Origin of the sequence: Flammeovirga kamogawensis (assembly GCF_018736065.1) — a bacterium.
Lineage (GTDB): Bacteria > Bacteroidota > Bacteroidia > Cytophagales > Flammeovirgaceae > Flammeovirga > Flammeovirga kamogawensis.
The window spans coordinates 2,177,146-2,196,009 of the sequence record NZ_CP076128.1 but is presented as its reverse complement, the minus strand read 5'-3'; the positions used below and the strand labels follow the sequence as shown (position 1 = coordinate 2,196,009).

Below are 18,864 nucleotides of genomic sequence, written 5' to 3'. Positions count from 1 at the left end.
TTAATCAAAAAAGCGAACGTCGTAGCTTTTAGATACAAATTCAATAGTAGGAATATCTTCCATTTTATTGGCATAAACTGACATGACAAAAAATATGTCTGCAAAAGTATTTAGAAGGTCCGTAACTAACTTGTCTACCTTTACATCTTCAAACTTTTGTATTTTGTATGCCCATCTAGTAGAATTTTTACTCTTTGAACGGCATAAGTTTAATATTCCAGCTAATTCGCAACCAATTGGTAAACTGAACATTTTTGTTTCTTCTCTAACCAACTCTTGGTATTTATCATGAATTGCAATAGCTTTTGTGATATCATTATCAGTAACAGCTAATTTCCCTCTGATTGATCCATTTACATGATATGCCATCTCGCAAAGCCATGTTAACTCTTTGATCATTTCAGGGTATTTTGATGCTTTTGAATAGGCGTACCCAATGTGACTTGCTAATGAATCTGTCTCTATTTCAAAATCGCATTTAAAACTCGTTTCTTTTAAATACGGGTAACACATTCGTACTTTTTTACTCATATTGATTTTTTGAAAAAATGGGAAATATCTATTTTTAATAAATATACTTCTTATAGTAATAAGGTTAAAATTATTCTTTTTAACTGAGATATAATGGTTTTATAATCAGTCATTAAAGTCTTATTATGCTTTGTTTTGATAAATTCTTGTAAAATACACAACCCTTGAAACTCTTTAACTTTTTTTGCTAATATATGTAGTGATTTATCACTTTATTTGTTTTGTATTAAACAGATAATCATGAAAGCATTTTTACTATTTTTATTAACATCAGCGTTGTTTTTTTCTTGTTCATCAAATGATATTGAACCAAAAGGAGGAAATTTTGACCAAGTTTTATTATCACCTGATGGTAACACGTTGTACATATACCATTCAGACCTAACATTTGAGGGGTATATTCCTTCTACAAATGAATATATAAGAGGGATGTGGAGCTATTACCCTACATCAGAAGCTAAGGAAGGAGATATGTTTCTTAAAGCAAGTGGAACAAAGATAATAGCATGTGATGGCCTTGTTATTTCAATAATACCGCCATTTATTCTAGATATAAATAGTCTGGAAGTTACAGATCAAGATTTTGTTTCTTGTGGAAAAGCTGGTTAAAAAAAATCCTCATTGATTAAATTCAATGAGGATTTTTTAGTTTTTAGCTTAAAGGTCATTATCTAATTACAGCAAATTTGCCTGCATACTTTTCATTACCATCAAAATCAGTAGCAAATACAAAGTACACACCAGAACTTGGTCTTTGATTATCGTTTAATCTTAGATTCCAAGATACCCCACCACCAAAAGCTTGACCATCCCAAACTAAATTACCAGCTGAATCGGTAATTTTTACACTCGCATCTTTTGCTAACCCTGTTATGGTAAGTACACCTTGGTAATTAGGTCTTACGGGACTTGGAAATATCTTTACATCTTTAAATTGAGAAGTCGCGTCAGTAGCGTCAGATCTGTAAGAAACAATGCCATTGTCAGAGGCAATAAAAACTTCCCCACTTTCAGGTTGAACTGCTAAAGAAGTTATATTATCAGATAATAATGATGAGTTTTCTACAGTAAAGTAATCATATAATGTACCTCCATCTTTACTGAATAGCCATAAACCACGACCTGTACCAATCCATTTTCTATTTCCCCCGTCGGTAGTAATTGTTTGTACTTTTTCTCCTCTTAATAAAGGGTAGCCATCGTATCTAGGAAGAGAAACTGCGAAATTACCAGCTTCTACCGGAGATATTCCATAATATTCTGCAGCACCATCTTCTGTACCAATCCACATACTGCCAACTCTGTCTAAATCTAAAGTATAAACTGTAGCACTTGGTAAACCTCCATTGGTTTGGTCTGTATTTATATATCGTGAACTATTGTCTTTAAAAACCAGTAATCTGTTATTCGGTAGTACAAACCAAGTATCATTTTGCAATGAGTTTTGAGTGGATATTGCACCAGAAGATAATTTACTATCTCTAGCATGTTGCCATTCACCTTCAGCGTTTCTATAATGTACCCATCCAGGAGACGATGTCCAAAGGTTTCCGTATTGATCAAATGATAAACTCTTGATATGTGCTTCTGAATTTCCATCAACAAGGAGCTCTTTCTTTATTAGTTCCGTAGATTCATCAGTAATATTATAAACTAATAAGCCATCCCCATCCGATGCAAAGTAGATTTTATTTTCAAACTCATTATAGGCTATTCCATATAATGGGGCTGTATTTTGAATTGATATACTTCCTGTTCTTTCTAAAGAAGTGAAATTTTTCCATTGGCCATCTTTAAAGATTGAAAATGAACCTACTTGAACATTATTATTTTCTGCTGGCGTGATAGCAATTAGTTTACCTGCATTTATTATTTGATAAGCTGTTGGATATAATGGTCCAGAGGGAGCGTAACCTTCAATTTCTTGTGCATTTTCTGATACACTAATTAAACCATTAATATTGTCTGCAATCCAAGCTTTTCCATCTTCATCATCAAGAATTTGTCTTGGACTGGGAGATTTAGGGTCTGCCCATGTGCTTACATTGTCAGATGGGTCAATAATTTTGAGTGATGTTGAAATTGGTAAAACAATATCTTCACCCCAAAAATCTAATTTGTAAGCTGTTTCAGAACCAAAAGAAAAGATTGAACTAGAAGTATTATTTTCAAATTTTATTAACTGATTTAAATTATCGTCAGTATAATAAATACCATTATCTGTATATAAAATTGATTTAGTAGCGTTTTTAATAGGAAGAATTAGCTTCCAATTAGAAAAGTCTTGCTTGTTTGTATTTTCGTTATCGGCAACACTTTTAATACCTTCTGCAGATGCAATATAAAGTGAGTCTGAAGAAAGAGAGATATCATAAACGGCATTTTCGGTACCATTTTCACCAATAAAATCATAGGTTTCTTCAATAATATAGTTTTCAGTGTTAATTTTTACAATACCAAAACTAGCACATATATACATGAATTGTTTGTCCATTCTCAACCCATAAAATTCTTTATTTGGGTAATTAGAATTAAGTACCGTACGCATGTTTACTATATCAGTTTCTGATATAAAATCAATATTTCCGTTTTTATAGAGTACAATTAATTGGTCTGATGGACTTGCATAACCTAATGTAAGGATGTCGGAATCGCTCAATCCATCTTCTTTCGATATTGTAGAAATAATACCAGAAGCTTTTTCGTATGAGAATAAAGCATTATTAGAAGCACAGAATACTTCATTATCTGCAATTGCAACAGAAATAGCATTACTATAATTTAGATGAGATCGCCATGTATTCACAGGGATGTTATCTTCTTGACAAAGTCCGTTTAATGAAAAGGATAAAAGAACTATTTGTAGATATAAAAAGAATATATATGATGTCTTTTTCATGAAGAAGTTTTTCGTTTTGACATAGCAAGTTAGCAATTGCAATATGCTTATAATCTAAAAATAGTAGAAAACTTTTAAATTTAATCTAATGCAAACGGTTGAAGTTTGTGCTTGTTTTTAAATGATGATTAATAAAGTTATGTTTGCAACGTATGAAAATGTTAAACGACAATATATTTATGAACATTTTAAAGTCTAGCTTGGCTGTAATTTCTATTCTCTTTTTAGGAATCAGCTGCGCTCCACAAGAAGGACAAAAATCTACTTTACCTACTGAAGCAAAGATCACTACAGCTAAACCTGCAGACGTTGTAAAACTAGACAACGTAGAGCCAGCATACTGGTGGGCAGGTATGAAATCTGAAACAGTTTTATTGGTTATTCATGGTGAGAATATTGCATCATCTACAGTTAATGTAGAAGGAGGATTAACGATTTCTAGTTTAAATACACAAGATAATCCTAATTACTTATTTTTAGATTTGAATATTGCAGGGGTTAAACCAGGTAAATATCCAATTACATTTACTTCTAAAGCAGGTAAATTATCTTATGATTTTGAACTTAAAGCAAGAAACAAAGATATAAAGGCCCAAGGACTTACAGCTAAAGATGTAATGTACTTAATTATGCCAGATAGATTTGCTAACGGAGATGTTAGTAATGACTCTCAAGATGATTTATCTCAAAAAGCAGATCGTTCTTTTAGAGGTGGTAGACATGGTGGCGATATTGCTGGTGTGACTTCTAAATTAGATTATTTAAATGACCTTGGTGTAACAACTGTTTGGTTAACTCCTTTCTTGGAAAATAACCAACCTGAATGGTCTTACCATGGTTACGCAATTACAAATTTTTATAAAGCAGACGGACGCCACGGTACAAATGCTGATTACAAAAATATGGTCACTCAAGCACATAGCAAAAAGATGAAGGTTGTTATGGATTTAGTGTTTAACCATATTGGTAATGGCCATAAATGGATGCAGGATTTACCAGCAAAAGATTGGATTCACCAGTGGGATGAGTTTACAAAAACAAATTATAAAGGTGAGGCACTATCTGATCCAAATGCATCTGATTACGATAAGAAAATCATGTCTGATGGTTGGTTTGATACACACATGCCAGACCTTAATCAAGATAACCCATATTTAGCAAAATATTTAATGCAAGCAAGTGTATTCTGGATAGAATATGCAGGTATTGATGGTATTCGAATGGATACATATCCATACAACAAAAAAGAAATGATGTCTGAGTGGGTATCATATGTATTAAATGAATATCCAGACTTTTATATTGTAGGAGAAACGTGGTTACCAGGTGCAACATGGGAATCGTATTGGAAAGCTGGTGGTAATAACCGTGATGGTTTTGTTTCTACTTTAAAATCTGTTTCTGATTTTCCAGTTTGGGATGCTGTAAATAGAACTTGGAGAAACCACTGGAGTGTTACAGAATTATACAAAACACTTACAGAGGATTTCTTATATGACAATGCTATTCAAAATAAAATATTTTTAGACAATCACGATGTAGATAGAGCGTATGGCGTATTTGGTAAAAACTTACCTAACATGAAATTAGCAACATCTTTCTTATTAACTACACGTGGTATTCCTCAAATTTTCTACGGTACAGAAATTTTGATGTCTAAAGGTGGTGATCATGGTGATTTAAGAGAAGATTTTCCTGGTGGATGGCCTGGCGATAAGCGTGATGCGTTTACAGCTAAAGGTAGAACTAAACAGGAAAATGATTACTTTAATTACATGAGAACGATACTACAATGGAGAAGAACGTCTTCGGCAATTGCTGAAGGTAAATTAAAACATTGGGTACCTTTTAATGAAGTTTATGTGTATGCTCGTTATACAAAAGAACAAACTGTATTTGTTGTAATTAATAACAATGAAAAAGCACAAACTTTTGATGTAAAACGTTTTAAAGAAGTTCTTAGCGGGTTTAAATCTGGTAAAGATGTATTGACAGGTAAGTCTGTTGATGTAACTAAATCAATATCAGTTCCAGCCAAGACTGCTTATATTTTAGAGCTTAAATAATTACTTATTCTCTAATAGAATTGGCCTCTTATTATTATGTAATAAGAGGCTTTTTTTATGTTTAAAATCTATTAAATAACAAAGGAGTGACCTTAATTTAAAATATAGAAAATGGTAAACATAAGCTTTATGTGTTTCGTTTATAATACAGACTTTAAAGTTTTCTTTTGATTTAATAGATTAAAATGTAGTAACTTAAATTCTTTAAATTAGAAATTTATTTTTCAGATTTGCTATCAAAGAAATTACAAAATGAAATATTCAAAAGGAGTGGTCACTAACTGGGATCAAAAGTTAGAAGAAGTATTAAAATTAGATAAGCCAGGTAGATCAGCTCATAAAAAAATGTCGTCTCAACATAGACAGGATATTACACCATTAAAAGTTCCAGAAGATGCACGCAAAGCAGCTGTACTTATTTTATTAAAAGAAGTAGGTGATACATGGGTTTTTCCATTAATACAACGTCCTTCTTATGATGGAGTGCATAGTGGTCAGATGGCTTTTCCTGGCGGAAAATACGATGATACAGATGAAGATTTAATATATACAGCATTAAGAGAGTGCCATGAGGAAATAGGAATTACAGTTGATAGAGCCGATGTTATTGGGACGTTATCAGATTTATATATTCCACCTTCTAATATGCACGTTTTACCAGTTGTAGCAAGATATAAAGAGGTCTTTGATTATACTTTGGATGATTATGAAGTAGATAAAGTTGTAGAAACTCATGTAGATCATATTCAAAATATTGATAACCACAAAGAGCATATTTTTAAACTTAAAAGTGGTATGGATTATAAAACTCCTGCTTTTGATGTTGATGGACATACTGTTTGGGGAGCAACAGCAATGATGCTAAGCGAACTTCTTATGGTTTTAGAAAAAATATAAAAAAAAACTCTAGCCTAACATTGCAGACTAGAGTTTTAAAATCATCTATTATTTCTTCTAAATAGTAGATGAGAATATTCTTGATTGAGGCTTCGCAACAAGCATTCTTGCATCTAAAGTCATACAGATATTTCTTACAAAAGGACGCCCTTTTTCTGTTACTTCTAGATGATTTTCACCCAATAGAACGAGGCCATCATTGATCATTTCTTCAAGTTTTTCTGCTAATGTTTTGAATAAAGGCAACTGTGAAGTTTCCTCATCCCAAGAAGTTTCAAAATGGCACATAACATTGAGAATGTGTTTTCTTACCAATAAATCTTCTTCAGAAAGAATATGTCCTCTATAAATAGGTAATTTCCCTTCATTTACGGTTTTTTTATACTCTTCTACTTTTTTAAGGTTTTGTGCAAATGCAGTCCATGAATCAGAGATTGATGAGCAACCTAAACCGACCATCAGTTTTGTATAAGTAGGAGCATACCCCATAAAGTTTCTATGCAATACTTTATTATCGGCAGCAATAGCTAATGCATCTGTTGGTAAAGCAAAGTGATCCATACCAATTTCAACATATCCGGCTTCTTCAAACATCTCTTTACCTACTTCATATAAGGCTCTTTTTTCATCATTCGATGGTAAATCGTCATCAGAGAAGCCTCTTTGACCAGGAGCAGTCCAAGGTACATGAGCATAAGAATAATAAGCGATACGATCAGGGCGTAAAGAATTAGATTTCTCAATTGTTTCTTTAACGCACGCTAGCTTCTGGAAAGGTAAACCAAATACTAAATCAAAGTTGATAGAAGTGTAACCGATCTCTCTTGCTTTATTAGTAACATGTTCAACTTGCTCAAAAGATTGTACACGATTAATAGCTTTTTGTACAATTGGATCAAAGTCTTGAATACCTAAACTCAATCTTGTAAATCCAACATCAAATAACGCTTTAAGGTGTTCATCTGTTGTATTGACAGGGTTGGCCTCAAATCCTAATTCAGCATCTTCACACTTATCAGCAGATGTGAAAATGCCATTAATTAAACGCTGAAGATTTTCGGGGCTGAAGAAAGTAGGAGTACCGCCACCAAGGTGAATTTCTTTTATACGTGGACGTTCTTCTCCAAAAACAGCAATGTACATTTGCCATTCTTTTAATAAAGCATCAATATAAGAATCTTCAACACTGTGATTGATAGTAATTCTTTTATTACAACCACAAAAAGTACATAATTTCTCGCAATATGGAAGGTGGATATAAACACTGATACCATCTTTAGAATTACTTGTTTTGAAAGCATCTGAAACATGCTGACACCATTCTTCTATTGTTGGATCATTGTCCCAAAAGGGTACAGTTGGATAACTAGTGTATCTTGGACCTGGGACATTATATTTTCTGACAAGCGATTTATTTTCCATAATTCAATTTAACTGAGAAATTTCTACGTAAATTTAAGTAATAGGTCACTTATTTTTGATGATGAAAGTCTACACTTTTTTGTTTTTTATTAACAAAGTTCAATATCATTAGTTTCATCTTATTTTTTAGAAGGAAGCATAATATAAAATTTAACTTGCAGTTGTAGCTTATTATCAGCCATTTCAACAGGTCTAACGGCATTATAGTAACAGCTTACGGCAAAATTAAAGATCGCAGTTTTTGTTTTAACAATTTGTGAAACACCAATCCCAACGGGAACAATCCATTTTTGGTCACCAGCAAATCCTTCATTTTTAACAAGCAATGGAGACATGTTAATACCTGTACCTGATTTAAATGAGTAATTCATAATATATTGTAGAGTTGTATAATCTTGTTTTGCACCACCAACTCCCCATGTTGGAGTATAAGAAACAACTCCTAAAAATCCTTTTTTCTTAAATGCACCAGATACGCTAACACCAACATTCCAACTATCATCAGTATCATAATGTAATTCTTTATAAGTATTACTATTTAATTGAATAGCAGGGCCAACACTAGGAGAAAATACTCCACCACCAATTTTTATTGGTTTCATAGGCATAAAACCAGCAGAGTATTGAATGTTACCTAATGATGTTTCTGTGATACTTCCATCTGTTGATTTTCGAGTATCAATTGGAATCATAGCGAAATTGATCATCTTTATTTTTTTAGAAATATTGATGGGAATTAAAGGACAAACATACATTGTATTGGTATTTTGAGGTCCTAAGTTGGTGTTATTCATAAATATCAATTTATAAATTTTAGCAGTTGGGTTTAATGCCTTGATCGACATCTCTTGCTTGCTATTTGTATCTTGAGAATAACTTAATAATGAAACTAATAATAGGATTGAAACAGTAAGAACTTTTTTCATAATTTTTTCAATTTTTTTTTTTGATATCACAAAAGTAGAGAATCAAAAATTGTTTAAATTGAAACAAAATATTTTCTTGTTGTATAATCCTACAGCTTATTTTCTATATTTATATTCTTTGAGGTATTGACTTGGTGTTTTTGAAAATTGTTTTTTAAATGATCTTGAGAAATGTGGAGTATCAGAAAAGCCTAAATCATAAGCTATTTCTTTTATTGAATAATGCTCACTGACAAGTAAATGTTCTGCAAATTCAATTCTTTTATTGAGGTAAAAATTATAAATAGTAAAGCCAAAAACAGCTTGAAATGCTTCTTCAAACTTATTGAGATGAATACCATGTCTTTTGCTAATTTCCTCTATGTTGGGCTTTGTAGAAAAATCAAGAAGAATTTCGTCTTTTACCTGGTGTAAAGTTTCCAAAAGGTTAGGGTCGACATGAAATGCGGATAAATCATATTTATGACTTTCAAACATAGATGATAAATTGTTGAGCATCATTAAAAATGAACTATGAGCGTGCATTTTAAGAGCAGTTTCTCTTCTTGCTTCAGGGTAGGAGAAAAGTTCTTTTAAAATATTCTTATAGAGAGGTAGATCTTTGAACCCATCAAAAAAATTATAAAATGAATTATTCTTAAAAAAGTAATTTTTTACATCATTGTTCACGTATTTTTCAACTACTTCTTTAGAAAAGAAATAAAAAATACGGAAACCTTCGTTTCCTTTTTGAATCTTATGATTTATGTTTGATGCTACACTACTTATATAAAAACCATTGTCATTAAAGTTTTCTTTCTTTTTAAAAAACTTATCCTTAGTGATATTTGAGAAGTTTTGTGATAAAAATACCCCTCCTCTGAAATGATAGTTTTCTATTTCATCATATTGATAAATAACATGAATCTCATCATTGAATTTGATATTCATGACAAAAGCAAAAAGCCCTTTTTCTAACTCTATCGGAAAGATGTGCCCTTTAGCTTTTTTATTATCTACAATAAAGTGCGTTTCACTAATTTTTTGTGCTTGATAAGTGTTCTTATACAGATTAACAATGTCTTTTATAGTATGGATTTGAGATGAATTCATAAAATGAAAATAAGTTTTTCATGAACCAAACCTACTATTTTCAAACCTAAATCTTGATAGTACCAAAAAAGGCCTTCCATAATTACTATTAAGGAAAACCTTTTTCAATTTTGATTAATAAATTTTTGACCAATCTTTCTTCATATCTATGATATTATAATTATGCTTTTTAGCATAAGGAAGAACCTTTTCTGTATGCTTATCATACTTGAATTCCCTTTGTTCATCTGTATGATGGATAAGCAAACTCATATGAGGTTTGGATTGATTATTTACATATTCTAGCATTTCAAAATCGCCATTGGAATTACCAGCAGCAAAAATTGGTTTCTTACCAATTGTTTGATGAATTAATGCAGCTTTATTACCCCAATTGTCAACATATCTACCTTTTGAAGTTCTATAAAGCTGACCATTTTTGTATTTTAAAGCAGTAGAAGAACCAAATACATTTTTAGCAGGAATATTATATAAATCTTCAGAAAATAACTTTAAGAAATCACCTTCGTCTGCAGTGAAAATATATACCTTAAAATCATTTTTTTGTAAGTAAGTAATGAGTTCCTTCATAGGTAAATAGGTCAACTCATTAATGGTCTTATTTTTTATAGGGTTTTTCCAAGTTTTAAAGAATTTTTTATTCCATTCATTAAATTCAGTAACCGTCATACCATCATAAGGAGCACCCATTAATTCACCAACAATTGGGTTAAACTCACCTTTTTCTAGTTGGTTCATAAAGTAACCAAGGTTCTTAATATCTTTAGTAATAATAAATTGATGTAAACTTTTGAACGGCTCTTTTTGAGCTAAAGTAGGGTCTTCTTTTATTCTTTCTTCTACTCTAGCAAAAACACCATAGAAATGACTATATAAAGGTTTTTCACTCCATAAAGTACCATCATTGTCAAATACAGCAATTCTGTCTTTTATAGGAATAAACTGATCACTATTGGGGTTTGTAATGTTATTGACAAATTGAACTATTTCTTTTTTAGAATTGATATTATTCCAACTTTTAAGATTTTCTTGTTGAGAAGAATTAGAACAGCTTGAAATAACAAGAGGAATGATAAATAGAAATATTATATTTTTCATTTTTTTAATTTAATTTTTTGATATTATACGGTTAAACTAAAAAGTTTGATATCAAACAAATAACTTTAAACTATCAAAATCTGATTTTTTTAAACATTACTACTATGGATACTTCATCTATTAAACAAATTTTAAAGAGTCTTAACTTGAGGGTATTCATGAGGTTTGAGTTGTTAATTTTAAGTATCTTACCAAAGACTTAAAATTATATCCATATCATGTAGAGTATGATGAAAAATAAAGAACATTTAGCGAAAAAAATATTAAAATGGAATCAAAGGCATTTACTATCCTCTACACATATAACAAAAGCTGATATTGCTCAATGCTTTGCTCCATCATTTATTGTTAAAGTAAATGGAAGAGAATATAAAGTAGATTATGAGCGCTATTTAGAGTTTCTAACGCATTTTAAATCTAATATTCATTCCATTAATTATGATGTACAAGAATATATTTGCAGCTCTGATCGTGTTGTTGCAGTCATGAATGCTACAATAGTTAGAAACGATCATTCAATAGATAATTTTGAAACAATGCTTTTGTTAAAGTTTGATGAGAATGATTTGATCACTCTTTGGCAAGAAGTATATACCAAGGTTGGAGAAACTCAATCATAATACTGTACAAGCTTTGTGTTATTACGTGTGTTTACTAATTAGTTTTTTGTAGAAATTTATTATTGACTATAACCTTATGAAATCAACAGCCGAACAAGACAAAAGAATAGCAGAAATGACTTTTACTTCGATATACCCACATTATGTAACTAAAGTGGAAAAGAAAGGAAGAACATTAGACGAACTTCATGAAGTATTAGAATGGTTGACAGGTTTTAATATTGTAGAAATAAAAAAACATATTGATGCAGAATCTACTTTTAAAGACTTTTTTAAAGCGGCTACTTTAAATCCAGGAACTAGTCTTATTACAGGGTCAATCTGTGGTTATAAAGTACAAGAAATTGAAAATCCTCTTACCCAGCAAGTGAGATATTTAGATAAACTTGTGGATGAATTAGCAAAAGGGAAAAAGATGGAGAAAATATTAAGAAAACCTTAATGTTTTAAGTGAAGCAAACTATTGATAATAAATAAAACATGAATCAGTATATTATAAATTTAAAAGAAAATACAAACAAAGTCCTTTTATATTCTAAAGAATTACCTCAAGCGAAATTAGACGAAAAAACAGAAGGTAAGTGGTCTATTTTAGAGATTCTAGAGCATATTTATTTGACAGATAGAGCGATTTTAGGTGTTCTATCAAGAGATTCACCCCAAAAAAATAAAAGCTCTGAGATAATCGGAGAAGAAAAAATAAAAAATATTCTTGTTGATGATAAAAAGAAGAAATACCCTTCTCCAAGTTTTTTATCCCCTCAAGGAACATTTGATAATTTAAATGCTTTTCTAGATTCTTTTGATGCTCAAAGAATGTTGGTGATACAAGATATTGAGTCCAATAAATTGGTGAATGATAACCGTATTTATAGTCATTTTATATTAGGAGATATGACTGTTATGGATTGGTTAAACTTTATTGTTTATCATACAGAAAGACATCTAAATCAGATTGAAGAAAGGCTGAATTAATATTTATTGGGATATGGATCAGAAGATATTTAATAGCGTTCATGAAAGGTTGACTGAAATTGTTCCTTTTACCACTTCAGAAATTGAAGATTTTGTATCCATTCTTAAAGTTGTCAGATTAAAAAAAGGTGATTATTTCATACGTGAAGGAGAAGTTTGTACAAAAGGAGCACTAATTCTTTCTGGTATATTTAGGAACTATTTTTTTCAGGAAAGGGAGAGGAGGTAACTTATTGTTTTAGTTTTCAAGAAACATTTATGAATGTTTATTCTTCCTTTTTAACAGGACGTCCAACATAAGAAAATATTCATGCAATTACAGATGTAGAAATCTTAGTTTTTCAGAAAGAAGACTTTATAAAATTAACTGAGGAAAATATGAATTGGTTAGTTTTCACTAAGAAAATGGCTGATCAAGCTTATTTTCTAATGGAAGAAAGAATATTTTCTTTACAAAAAGAATTCGCTGAAAACCGTTATAAAGATTTAGTGAATAATTATCCAGAGCTTTTACAAAAAATTCCATTAAAATACCTTTCTTCCTATCTAAGAATAACACAAAGGCATTTGAGTAGAATTAGAAGTAAAGTCACTTTTTAGACATTTGTCCTATAACAGAAGGTAAAACCTACCTAGCTTTGCTTTCATAACAAGAAAGAATTATGAAGACAACAATAATATTAGCCCACCCGTGGCATGGAAGCTTTAATAAAGCAATTTTTGATACTGTAATAACAAAGTTAGAAGAGCAAAAAAAAGAATATCAGGTGATTGATTTGAATAAAGATAATTTTGATCCTGTATTAAGAGAAGAAGACCTAGCTTTATATAGTAAAGGAGAAACGACAGATAAACAGGTGATTCAATATCAGAAAATGTTGAAAGAAACAAATGAATTAGTCTTTATATTTCCAATTTGGTGGTATGATGTACCTGCTATCTTGAAAGGGTTTATAGATAAAGTGATGTTGAAAAACTTCTCTTACGTTGAGACAAAAACTGGCTTGGAAGGACAGTTAATCAATATCACTTCATCTAAAGTGATCACAACTTCAGAAGCTCCTACTTGGTATATTAAATTCTTTAAAGGGAATTCAATCCAAAAAGTTTTTATAAATGCCACTTTAAAAGGTGTAGGTATTAAGAATGTAAAATGGCTTAATTCACCTTACACAACCTCAGGAAAGAAGGAAAAAAGAAAGTCCTTTTTGAAGGAAGTAGCATTACATTTTTAATGTTCAATAAAGAAAATTCCCGTATCATTTCTATTTTAAGATACGGGAGTTTTTTATACATAGATTTCACCTTTTAGATAGGTGACTGCATTTCCTGAAATCAAAACTTTATCTTCTAGCAAAACACAATGAAGTTCACCGCCTCTTTTTGAAAGTTGTTTTGCAATCATTTCTTTTTTATTTAGTTTTTCTGCCCAATAGGGAATTAAAACGGTATGTGCCGAACCTGTTACAGGATCTTCATTTATACCAATACCAGGGTGAAAAAATCTAGAGACAAAATCTACATTTTCTTGGCTACTTTTTGAAGTAACAATTATTCCTAATTCAGGGTTTTTAGTATTGATTAATGAAAAATCAGGAGTTAAATCAAGTAATGTTTTTTCATTTGTTACTTCGCAAAGAATAAACATACCATTTTTTAAACAGTAATTGATCTCACAACCTAATGCACTCTCTAAATATTCTGGCTTAGAAAAATCGATAGGTTTCTGACTAGGAAAATTTAAAGTATAACCTTTTTCATTTTTCTCCACAGACAAATCACCACTTAAGTGAGAGTGAAATTTTATAGTTTTAGATGCTAAATTTTCATGTTTAAATAAATAATGAGCAGTAGCTAAAGTTGCATGTCCACAAAGACGAATTTCTGTTTCTGGAGTAAACCATCTAATTGAATAATAATCTTTCTCTTTCTTGAAAAATACAGTTTCGGATAAGTTGTTTTCCATTGCAATTGCTTGCATTATATTTTCATCTATCCAAGATGTTAAAGGGATGACAGCGGCAGGGTTTCCTTTGAATACATCTGATGTAAATGCATCAATTTGATAAATTGGTAAGTTCATAATTTGTTTTGCTTTAGTATAATGTATTATATTTCAATACTCTAAATAATAACAAAATATTAACTACATGAAATTATTAGCTTATTCTCTACTTATTTGTCTCTTATTTTCTAACTGTAATAACAATCCAGAACCAGAACCTTTAGATTTATCTACTCTAACTTCTGACATGGACGATGATATGGATTCTAATTCTGATTCAACCAACACAGACGAAGATGAAGACGAGGTAATGGCCGACTTAATGGGTAACTTTGAAAATGGTGCTCATCCCACATCGGGCTCTGCTACAATAAAAGACTTATCGGTAATTCTTAACTCCGATTTTATGTCTGATAATGGTCCTGATTTATATGTTTATTTAGCTCAAGACCTTAATGGAAATGGCTTTATTGATTTGGGGCGTTTACAGGCTGTATCTGGAACACAAACTTATTCGTTACCAGAAGGAATAGATTATTCAAAAAATAAATATCTATTGATTTGGTGTAAACAATATAGCGTGCTTTTCGGACATGCTGTAATGGAATAATTCTACAATTGAGATACAAAAACAGCCCGTTTTCTTCTATTAGAAAACGGGCTGTTTTTGTATAAAAAAGGAGTGACTTATAAGAAAATATGATAGGTAATAAGGCTACCGATATATGCTAATGCACTCATATAAGCAAATTGAATAGCTGGCCATTTCCAACTTTTAGTTTCTCTCTTTACCACTGCTAGCGTAGACATACATTGCATTGCAAATACATAGAAAACCATTAGTGAAAAGGCTGTAGCTCTAGTAAATTCATGTTCACCAGTTGTAGGGTTGACTGCTGCAGCCATTTGTTTACGTAATGGTGCTATTTCTTCTTGAGAAGAACCTACACTATAAATTGTAGCCATTGTACCAACAAATACCTCTCTTGCAGCAAACGAAGTAACTAATGCAATACTTATCTTCCAATCAAACCCTAAAGGTCTAAATAGTGGTTCAATTCCTTTTCCTAAGATACCAACATAACTAGCTTCTAGTTGTTTTGATGCGACTAAATCTTCAGTTTGTGTTGTATTTAAATTAAGGTTCATAGCTTCTTCCTTAGCTAAAACTTCTGCTTTTTCAATATTATCTCCAGGACCGTATGTAGCTAACGCCCATAGTGCAATAGAAACAATAATAATCACTTTGCCTGCTTCTGTAACAAATGTATTTACTTTTTCTCCAACCGTTAAAGCAACATTTTTCCAATGTGGCATCTTATAAGAAGGTAATTCCATTGCTAAAAATGTAGGAGCATCAGCTTTTAATATCTTTTTAAATACAAGTCCAGCAAGTAAGGTAGCTACAACACCCAATACATACAATCCCATAAAAGTTAAACCTTGTAGGTTAAAAATACCTCCAATAGTTTGGTCAGGAACTGCAAAAGCAACTAAGATAGCATAGACAGGAATTCGAGCAGAACAAGAAATTAATGGAGTAACCATTATTGTAATCATTCTTTCTTTCCAATTACCAATAGTTCTAGTAGACATCACAGCAGGAATAGCACAGGCACCACCTGAAATTAATGCGATAATACTTCTACCATTCATACCGAACTTCATCATTATTTTATCAAACATATAGACGGCTCTAGACATATATCCAGATTCTTCCATTAATGAGATCAAAAAGAATAAGATGGTAATTTGAGGTACAAAAACAAGAACACCACCAAGTCCAGCAATTACTCCATCTAAAATAAGGTCTGTAAACCATCCTTCAGGTAGTACAGCTTTTAGATATTCACCTAAACTTGCCATTCCTTCATCAATTAAGTCCATAGGACCTGATGCCCATGAAAATATTGATTGAAATACTAAAAGTAAAATGGCAACAAATATTAAAGGCCCGAAGTATTTATGTGTTACAATTGCATCAATTTTATCCGTCAAACTAAAATTCTCTTTTGGTAAAGTTTCCTTTACTGCACTTTGAATTAGTGGAGTGATAAAATTAAATCGTTGTAAAGTCTCATCAATTTGAAAACGCATATCTGCATAATCATTTTTATTGACAATACTTTTAATGGAAGCTTTTAAACTGTTATCTATAAAAGGTAATTCATTAAAATGATGTGCCCATAATGATGCTTGATAATCTGATAAAGAGCTGTTAAGTGCTTTAATTTCTTGAATACAAACTTCTTCAGCTTGTTTTGGCTTATATGTGATAATATTTTCAATGTTATTATTATCAACAACACTAAGAATACCTGTTTTTAAATTGTCAATACCTTCTCCACTTCTACCATTAACAGTAACAATAGGTACTTTGAGTACTTTAGAAAGTTTATCCGAATCCGTAACTAATCCTTTTTTTTCTGCTATATCACTCATGTTTAAAACAAGAACAATGGGTAAGCCAAGGTCTTTAACTTGAGTTAAGAGTAAAAGGTGACGTTCAAGGTTAGTTATATCAGCAATATAAATAATTACATCTGGGTAATCTTCAGAAGTAGGATCAGCAAATGTATTTAAAACTACTCTTTCATCAGATGAGGTAGGATAGAGGCTATAAGTACCAGGAAAGTCAATAATTGTAGCTTTCTGATTATCCGATAATATAGCAGTACCTATCTTTTTATCTACAGTTACACCCGGAAAATTTCCAACTTTTTGGCGTAAGCCAGTTAGTTGGTTAAATATACACGATTTACCTACATTAGGATTACCTAATAAAGCAATTTTAAGTTTGTCGTTATTCATATTAAATTACCTCAGGAGTAGCAAATACAGTTTTTGCTTCAGTAAGCCCTAATGCAAACGACTGTTGACCAGATTTAATATATAAAGCACCTCCAAATGGAGCTTTTCTAAGTACTTTAATTTTTTTACCAGGAAATAATCCAAGATCAATTAAACGACTCCCTACCACTTTATCATGGAACTCTTTAATGATTCCATAAGAACCAATAGCTAAAGCGTCTATACTGATCGTGTTTGTTTTATTATTCATCTACTCGTACTGAGTTTTATTTAGACTGATTATTGATTAGTAAAGGTAACACACCAATATTAATTTTTATAACTATTGCTTATTTAGAATGAATCAAATTTAATAATTTATCAATTTTTGCATAAATTGAATGACTACTCACTTATAAATAAACACCATGAATACAACTATTGATAAACAATTCACATCAGAAGATAAATACATTGCGGTTGGGGAAGATCAACTATATGTAAAAAGATATATTCCTTCTACCCCTAAAGAAGCTATTTTAATGGTACATGGTAGTATAGAAGGAGGGCGAATTTTTTATTCTTTAAATGACAAAGGCATTGCTCCCTATTTAGCGGCTCAAGGTTTTGATGTATTTGTACCTGATTTTAGAGGTAGAGGTAAAAGTAGACCTTTAGTATCAAGAAATAGTAAATCACGTCAAATTGATGCTATAGAAGAAGAAATACCAGCAATAATTACAGAAATCAAGCAGTACTATCCTGAAGGAATTTCAATTCATATCATTGCACATTCATGGGGTGGAGTATGGACATTAGCCCATTTAGCACGTCATCCAGAATTAAATATTGCATCTATGTGCTTCTTTGCAACTAAAAGAAGTATTTCACTAAAGACCTTTAAGAAAAGGTTTGAAGTTGATTTTATTTGGAGATATGTGGCAGGTTTAGCAACAAAAATATTTGGATATTTTCCTGCTAAGGAAATGAGAATTGGTCAAGAGAATGAACCTAAAGGAGTTTATGAAGATTGTAAAAAGTGGGTATTTGATTTAGACAATTGGGTTGATCCATCTGATAATTTTAATTATTTAAATGCATTTAAACGAGCATCTCATATTCCTCCTACTTTATATCTTACAGGTAAACGAGAGTACTATTTAGGGCATAAGTATGATGTAATTCGATTAATGAAAGAGGTAGGAAATAAAAAAGATAAATTTATTTACTTAGCTAAGGAAACAGGTCATGCAAAAGATTATGATCATATAAATATTTGTACAGCAAAAGAAGCTGTTACAGATCATTTTCCAATTATTAGAGATTGGTTGATAAACAAGGGGGAATAAAAGAGCATAAAAAAACACTTCTAATTTCTTAGAAGTGTTTTAAGCATTTGGGCGAACGATGGGAATCGAACCCACGACCCCTGGAACCACAAACCAGTGCTCTAACCAACTGAGCTACGATCGCCGTTTTATTGCGGTGCAAATATGTAGGATTAATTGTAATAATCCAATAATTATTTCATATAAAATGAATT

General features: G+C 31.2%; 20 protein-coding genes and 1 tRNA gene. 11 read left to right on the top strand and 10 right to left on the bottom strand.

Going from position 1 to position 18,864, the window contains the following annotated elements:
• A complete protein-coding gene (locus KM029_RS08720; protein ID WP_144072914.1) occupies positions 1-531 on the bottom strand; it encodes a hypothetical protein in 531 nt (176 codons plus the stop codon).
• Between the two features lie 240 nt (positions 532-771).
• Between KM029_RS08720 and KM029_RS08715 the strand changes: the two genes are divergently transcribed.
• Positions 772-1,140 (top strand): hypothetical protein, encoded by a 369-nt coding sequence (locus tag KM029_RS08715; protein WP_144072913.1) that lies wholly within the window; start codon positions 772-774, stop codon positions 1,138-1,140.
• A gap of 58 nt (positions 1,141-1,198) precedes the next feature.
• Here the strand turns inward: KM029_RS08715 and porZ are convergent, their stop codons facing one another.
• Positions 1,199-3,430 carry a type IX secretion system anionic LPS delivery protein PorZ gene (porZ, locus tag KM029_RS08710; RefSeq protein WP_144072912.1) on the bottom strand — a complete coding sequence of 744 codons (2,232 nt, stop codon included), beginning with the start codon at positions 3,428-3,430 and terminating at the stop codon, positions 1,199-1,201.
• A gap of 179 nt (positions 3,431-3,609) precedes the next feature.
• Between porZ and KM029_RS08705 the strand changes: the two genes are divergently transcribed.
• Together KM029_RS08705 and KM029_RS08700 are read left to right on the top strand one after the other, a co-directional pair.
• Positions 3,610-5,496: a glycoside hydrolase family 13 protein gene (locus KM029_RS08705; protein WP_158631004.1), complete on the top strand. Its 1,887-nt coding sequence runs from the start codon at positions 3,610-3,612 to the stop codon at positions 5,494-5,496.
• Between the two features lie 252 nt (positions 5,497-5,748).
• On the top strand, positions 5,749-6,393 hold the full coding sequence (locus KM029_RS08700) for an NUDIX hydrolase (RefSeq protein WP_144072910.1): 645 nt from the start codon (positions 5,749-5,751) through the stop codon (positions 6,391-6,393).
• Positions 6,394-6,450: 57 nt separating this feature from the next.
• On the opposite strand, the gene hemN is transcribed toward KM029_RS08700, so the two are convergent.
• The 4 genes from hemN to KM029_RS08680 all read right to left on the bottom strand — a co-directional run bounded on the left by hemN (position 6,451) and on the right by KM029_RS08680 (position 10,931).
• The gene (gene hemN / locus KM029_RS08695; RefSeq protein ID WP_144072909.1) at positions 6,451-7,815 is read right to left on the bottom strand and encodes an oxygen-independent coproporphyrinogen III oxidase; all 1,365 of its coding nucleotides are present in this window, start codon (positions 7,813-7,815) and stop codon (positions 6,451-6,453) included.
• A gap of 119 nt (positions 7,816-7,934) precedes the next feature.
• Positions 7,935-8,741, bottom strand: coding sequence for a hypothetical protein (locus tag KM029_RS08690; protein WP_144072908.1), 807 nt, complete (start codon positions 8,739-8,741; stop codon positions 7,935-7,937).
• A 96-nt stretch (positions 8,742-8,837) separates the two neighbouring features.
• Positions 8,838-9,833, bottom strand: coding sequence for a helix-turn-helix domain-containing protein (locus KM029_RS08685; RefSeq protein WP_144072907.1), 996 nt, complete (start codon positions 9,831-9,833; stop codon positions 8,838-8,840).
• A 114-nt stretch (positions 9,834-9,947) separates the two neighbouring features.
• Entirely contained in the window at positions 9,948-10,931 is a 984-nt protein-coding gene (locus KM029_RS08680; RefSeq protein WP_144072906.1) for an HAD family hydrolase, read from the bottom strand.
• Positions 10,932-11,158: 227 nt separating this feature from the next.
• Here KM029_RS08680 and KM029_RS08675 point away from each other — a divergent pair, with 227 nt between their 5' ends.
• The 6 genes from KM029_RS08675 to KM029_RS08650 all read left to right on the top strand — a co-directional run bounded on the left by KM029_RS08675 (position 11,159) and on the right by KM029_RS08650 (position 13,761).
• Complete coding sequence (locus KM029_RS08675) at positions 11,159-11,551, top strand: nuclear transport factor 2-like protein (RefSeq protein ID WP_215586355.1); 393 nt, start codon at positions 11,159-11,161, stop codon at positions 11,549-11,551.
• A 76-nt stretch (positions 11,552-11,627) separates the two neighbouring features.
• A complete protein-coding gene (locus KM029_RS08670; RefSeq protein WP_144072905.1) occupies positions 11,628-11,993 on the top strand; it encodes a DUF2200 domain-containing protein in 366 nt (121 codons plus the stop codon).
• A 38-nt stretch (positions 11,994-12,031) separates the two neighbouring features.
• A complete protein-coding gene (locus KM029_RS08665) occupies positions 12,032-12,526 on the top strand; it encodes a DinB family protein (RefSeq protein ID WP_144072904.1) in 495 nt (164 codons plus the stop codon).
• Positions 12,527-12,539: 13 nt separating this feature from the next.
• Positions 12,540-12,755, top strand: a complete 216-nt coding sequence (locus tag KM029_RS08660) for a cyclic nucleotide-binding domain-containing protein (protein WP_205125426.1) — start codon at positions 12,540-12,542, stop codon at positions 12,753-12,755.
• A 149-nt stretch (positions 12,756-12,904) separates the two neighbouring features.
• On the top strand, positions 12,905-13,126 hold the full coding sequence (locus KM029_RS08655; RefSeq protein WP_205125425.1) for a cyclic nucleotide-binding domain-containing protein: 222 nt from the start codon (positions 12,905-12,907) through the stop codon (positions 13,124-13,126).
• A gap of 62 nt (positions 13,127-13,188) precedes the next feature.
• The gene (locus tag KM029_RS08650) at positions 13,189-13,761 is read left to right on the top strand and encodes an NAD(P)H-dependent oxidoreductase (RefSeq protein ID WP_144072903.1); all 573 of its coding nucleotides are present in this window, start codon (positions 13,189-13,191) and stop codon (positions 13,759-13,761) included.
• 53 nt (positions 13,762-13,814) lie between these two features.
• Here KM029_RS08650 and KM029_RS08645 read toward each other — a convergent pair whose 3' ends face one another.
• Positions 13,815-14,609: a PhzF family phenazine biosynthesis protein gene (locus tag KM029_RS08645; RefSeq protein ID WP_144072902.1), complete on the bottom strand. Its 795-nt coding sequence runs from the start codon at positions 14,607-14,609 to the stop codon at positions 13,815-13,817.
• A gap of 67 nt (positions 14,610-14,676) precedes the next feature.
• Here KM029_RS08645 and KM029_RS08640 point away from each other — a divergent pair, with 67 nt between their 5' ends.
• Positions 14,677-15,141 carry a DM13 domain-containing protein gene (locus KM029_RS08640; RefSeq protein ID WP_144072901.1) on the top strand — a complete coding sequence of 155 codons (465 nt, stop codon included), beginning with the start codon at positions 14,677-14,679 and terminating at the stop codon, positions 15,139-15,141.
• Positions 15,142-15,218: 77 nt separating this feature from the next.
• Here KM029_RS08640 and feoB read toward each other — a convergent pair whose 3' ends face one another.
• Together feoB and KM029_RS08630 are read right to left on the bottom strand one after the other, a co-directional pair.
• Positions 15,219-17,342, bottom strand: coding sequence for a ferrous iron transport protein B (gene feoB, locus KM029_RS08635; protein ID WP_144072900.1), 2,124 nt, complete (start codon positions 17,340-17,342; stop codon positions 15,219-15,221).
• Between the two features lies 1 nt (position 17,343).
• Complete coding sequence (locus KM029_RS08630) at positions 17,344-17,592, bottom strand: FeoA family protein (protein WP_144072899.1); 249 nt, start codon at positions 17,590-17,592, stop codon at positions 17,344-17,346.
• Between the two features lie 157 nt (positions 17,593-17,749).
• Between KM029_RS08630 and KM029_RS08625 the strand changes: the two genes are divergently transcribed.
• Positions 17,750-18,670 carry an alpha/beta fold hydrolase gene (locus tag KM029_RS08625; protein ID WP_184679429.1) on the top strand — a complete coding sequence of 307 codons (921 nt, stop codon included), beginning with the start codon at positions 17,750-17,752 and terminating at the stop codon, positions 18,668-18,670.
• 50 nt (positions 18,671-18,720) lie between these two features.
• On the opposite strand, the gene KM029_RS08620 is transcribed toward KM029_RS08625, so the two are convergent.
• A tRNA-His gene (locus KM029_RS08620) sits at positions 18,721-18,794 on the bottom strand.
• Positions 18,795-18,864 lie beyond the last annotated feature (70 nt).

What these genes read in the sequence shown, in the direction of transcription:
- KM029_RS08630 (WP_144072899.1), bottom strand. Translation starts at nt 17,592, where the DNA reads ATGAATAATAAAACAAACACGATCAGTATAGACGCTTTAGCTATTGGT.
- KM029_RS08680 (WP_144072906.1), bottom strand. Translation starts at nt 10,931, where the DNA reads ATGAAAAATATAATATTTCTATTTATCATTCCTCTTGTTATTTCAAGC.
- KM029_RS08640 (WP_144072901.1), top strand. Translation starts at nt 14,677, where the DNA reads ATGAAATTATTAGCTTATTCTCTACTTATTTGTCTCTTATTTTCTAAC.
- KM029_RS08670 (WP_144072905.1), top strand. Translation starts at nt 11,628, where the DNA reads ATGAAATCAACAGCCGAACAAGACAAAAGAATAGCAGAAATGACTTTT.
- feoB (WP_144072900.1), bottom strand. Translation starts at nt 17,342, where the DNA reads ATGAATAACGACAAACTTAAAATTGCTTTATTAGGTAATCCTAATGTA.
- hemN (WP_144072909.1), bottom strand. Translation starts at nt 7,815, where the DNA reads ATGGAAAATAAATCGCTTGTCAGAAAATATAATGTCCCAGGTCCAAGA.
- KM029_RS08690 (WP_144072908.1), bottom strand. Translation starts at nt 8,741, where the DNA reads ATGAAAAAAGTTCTTACTGTTTCAATCCTATTATTAGTTTCATTATTA.
- KM029_RS08685 (WP_144072907.1), bottom strand. Translation starts at nt 9,833, where the DNA reads ATGAATTCATCTCAAATCCATACTATAAAAGACATTGTTAATCTGTAT.
- KM029_RS08720 (WP_144072914.1), bottom strand. Translation starts at nt 531, where the DNA reads ATGAGTAAAAAAGTACGAATGTGTTACCCGTATTTAAAAGAAACGAGT.
- KM029_RS08625 (WP_184679429.1), top strand. Translation starts at nt 17,750, where the DNA reads ATGAATACAACTATTGATAAACAATTCACATCAGAAGATAAATACATT.
- KM029_RS08650 (WP_144072903.1), top strand. Translation starts at nt 13,189, where the DNA reads ATGAAGACAACAATAATATTAGCCCACCCGTGGCATGGAAGCTTTAAT.
- porZ (WP_144072912.1), bottom strand. Translation starts at nt 3,430, where the DNA reads ATGAAAAAGACATCATATATATTCTTTTTATATCTACAAATAGTTCTT.
- KM029_RS08700 (WP_144072910.1), top strand. Translation starts at nt 5,749, where the DNA reads ATGAAATATTCAAAAGGAGTGGTCACTAACTGGGATCAAAAGTTAGAA.
- KM029_RS08675 (WP_215586355.1), top strand. Translation starts at nt 11,159, where the DNA reads ATGATGAAAAATAAAGAACATTTAGCGAAAAAAATATTAAAATGGAAT.
- KM029_RS08660 (WP_205125426.1), top strand. Translation starts at nt 12,540, where the DNA reads ATGGATCAGAAGATATTTAATAGCGTTCATGAAAGGTTGACTGAAATT.
- KM029_RS08655 (WP_205125425.1), top strand. Translation starts at nt 12,905, where the DNA reads ATGAATTGGTTAGTTTTCACTAAGAAAATGGCTGATCAAGCTTATTTT.
- KM029_RS08665 (WP_144072904.1), top strand. Translation starts at nt 12,032, where the DNA reads ATGAATCAGTATATTATAAATTTAAAAGAAAATACAAACAAAGTCCTT.
- KM029_RS08715 (WP_144072913.1), top strand. Translation starts at nt 772, where the DNA reads ATGAAAGCATTTTTACTATTTTTATTAACATCAGCGTTGTTTTTTTCT.
- KM029_RS08705 (WP_158631004.1), top strand. Translation starts at nt 3,610, where the DNA reads ATGAACATTTTAAAGTCTAGCTTGGCTGTAATTTCTATTCTCTTTTTA.
- KM029_RS08645 (WP_144072902.1), bottom strand. Translation starts at nt 14,609, where the DNA reads ATGAACTTACCAATTTATCAAATTGATGCATTTACATCAGATGTATTC.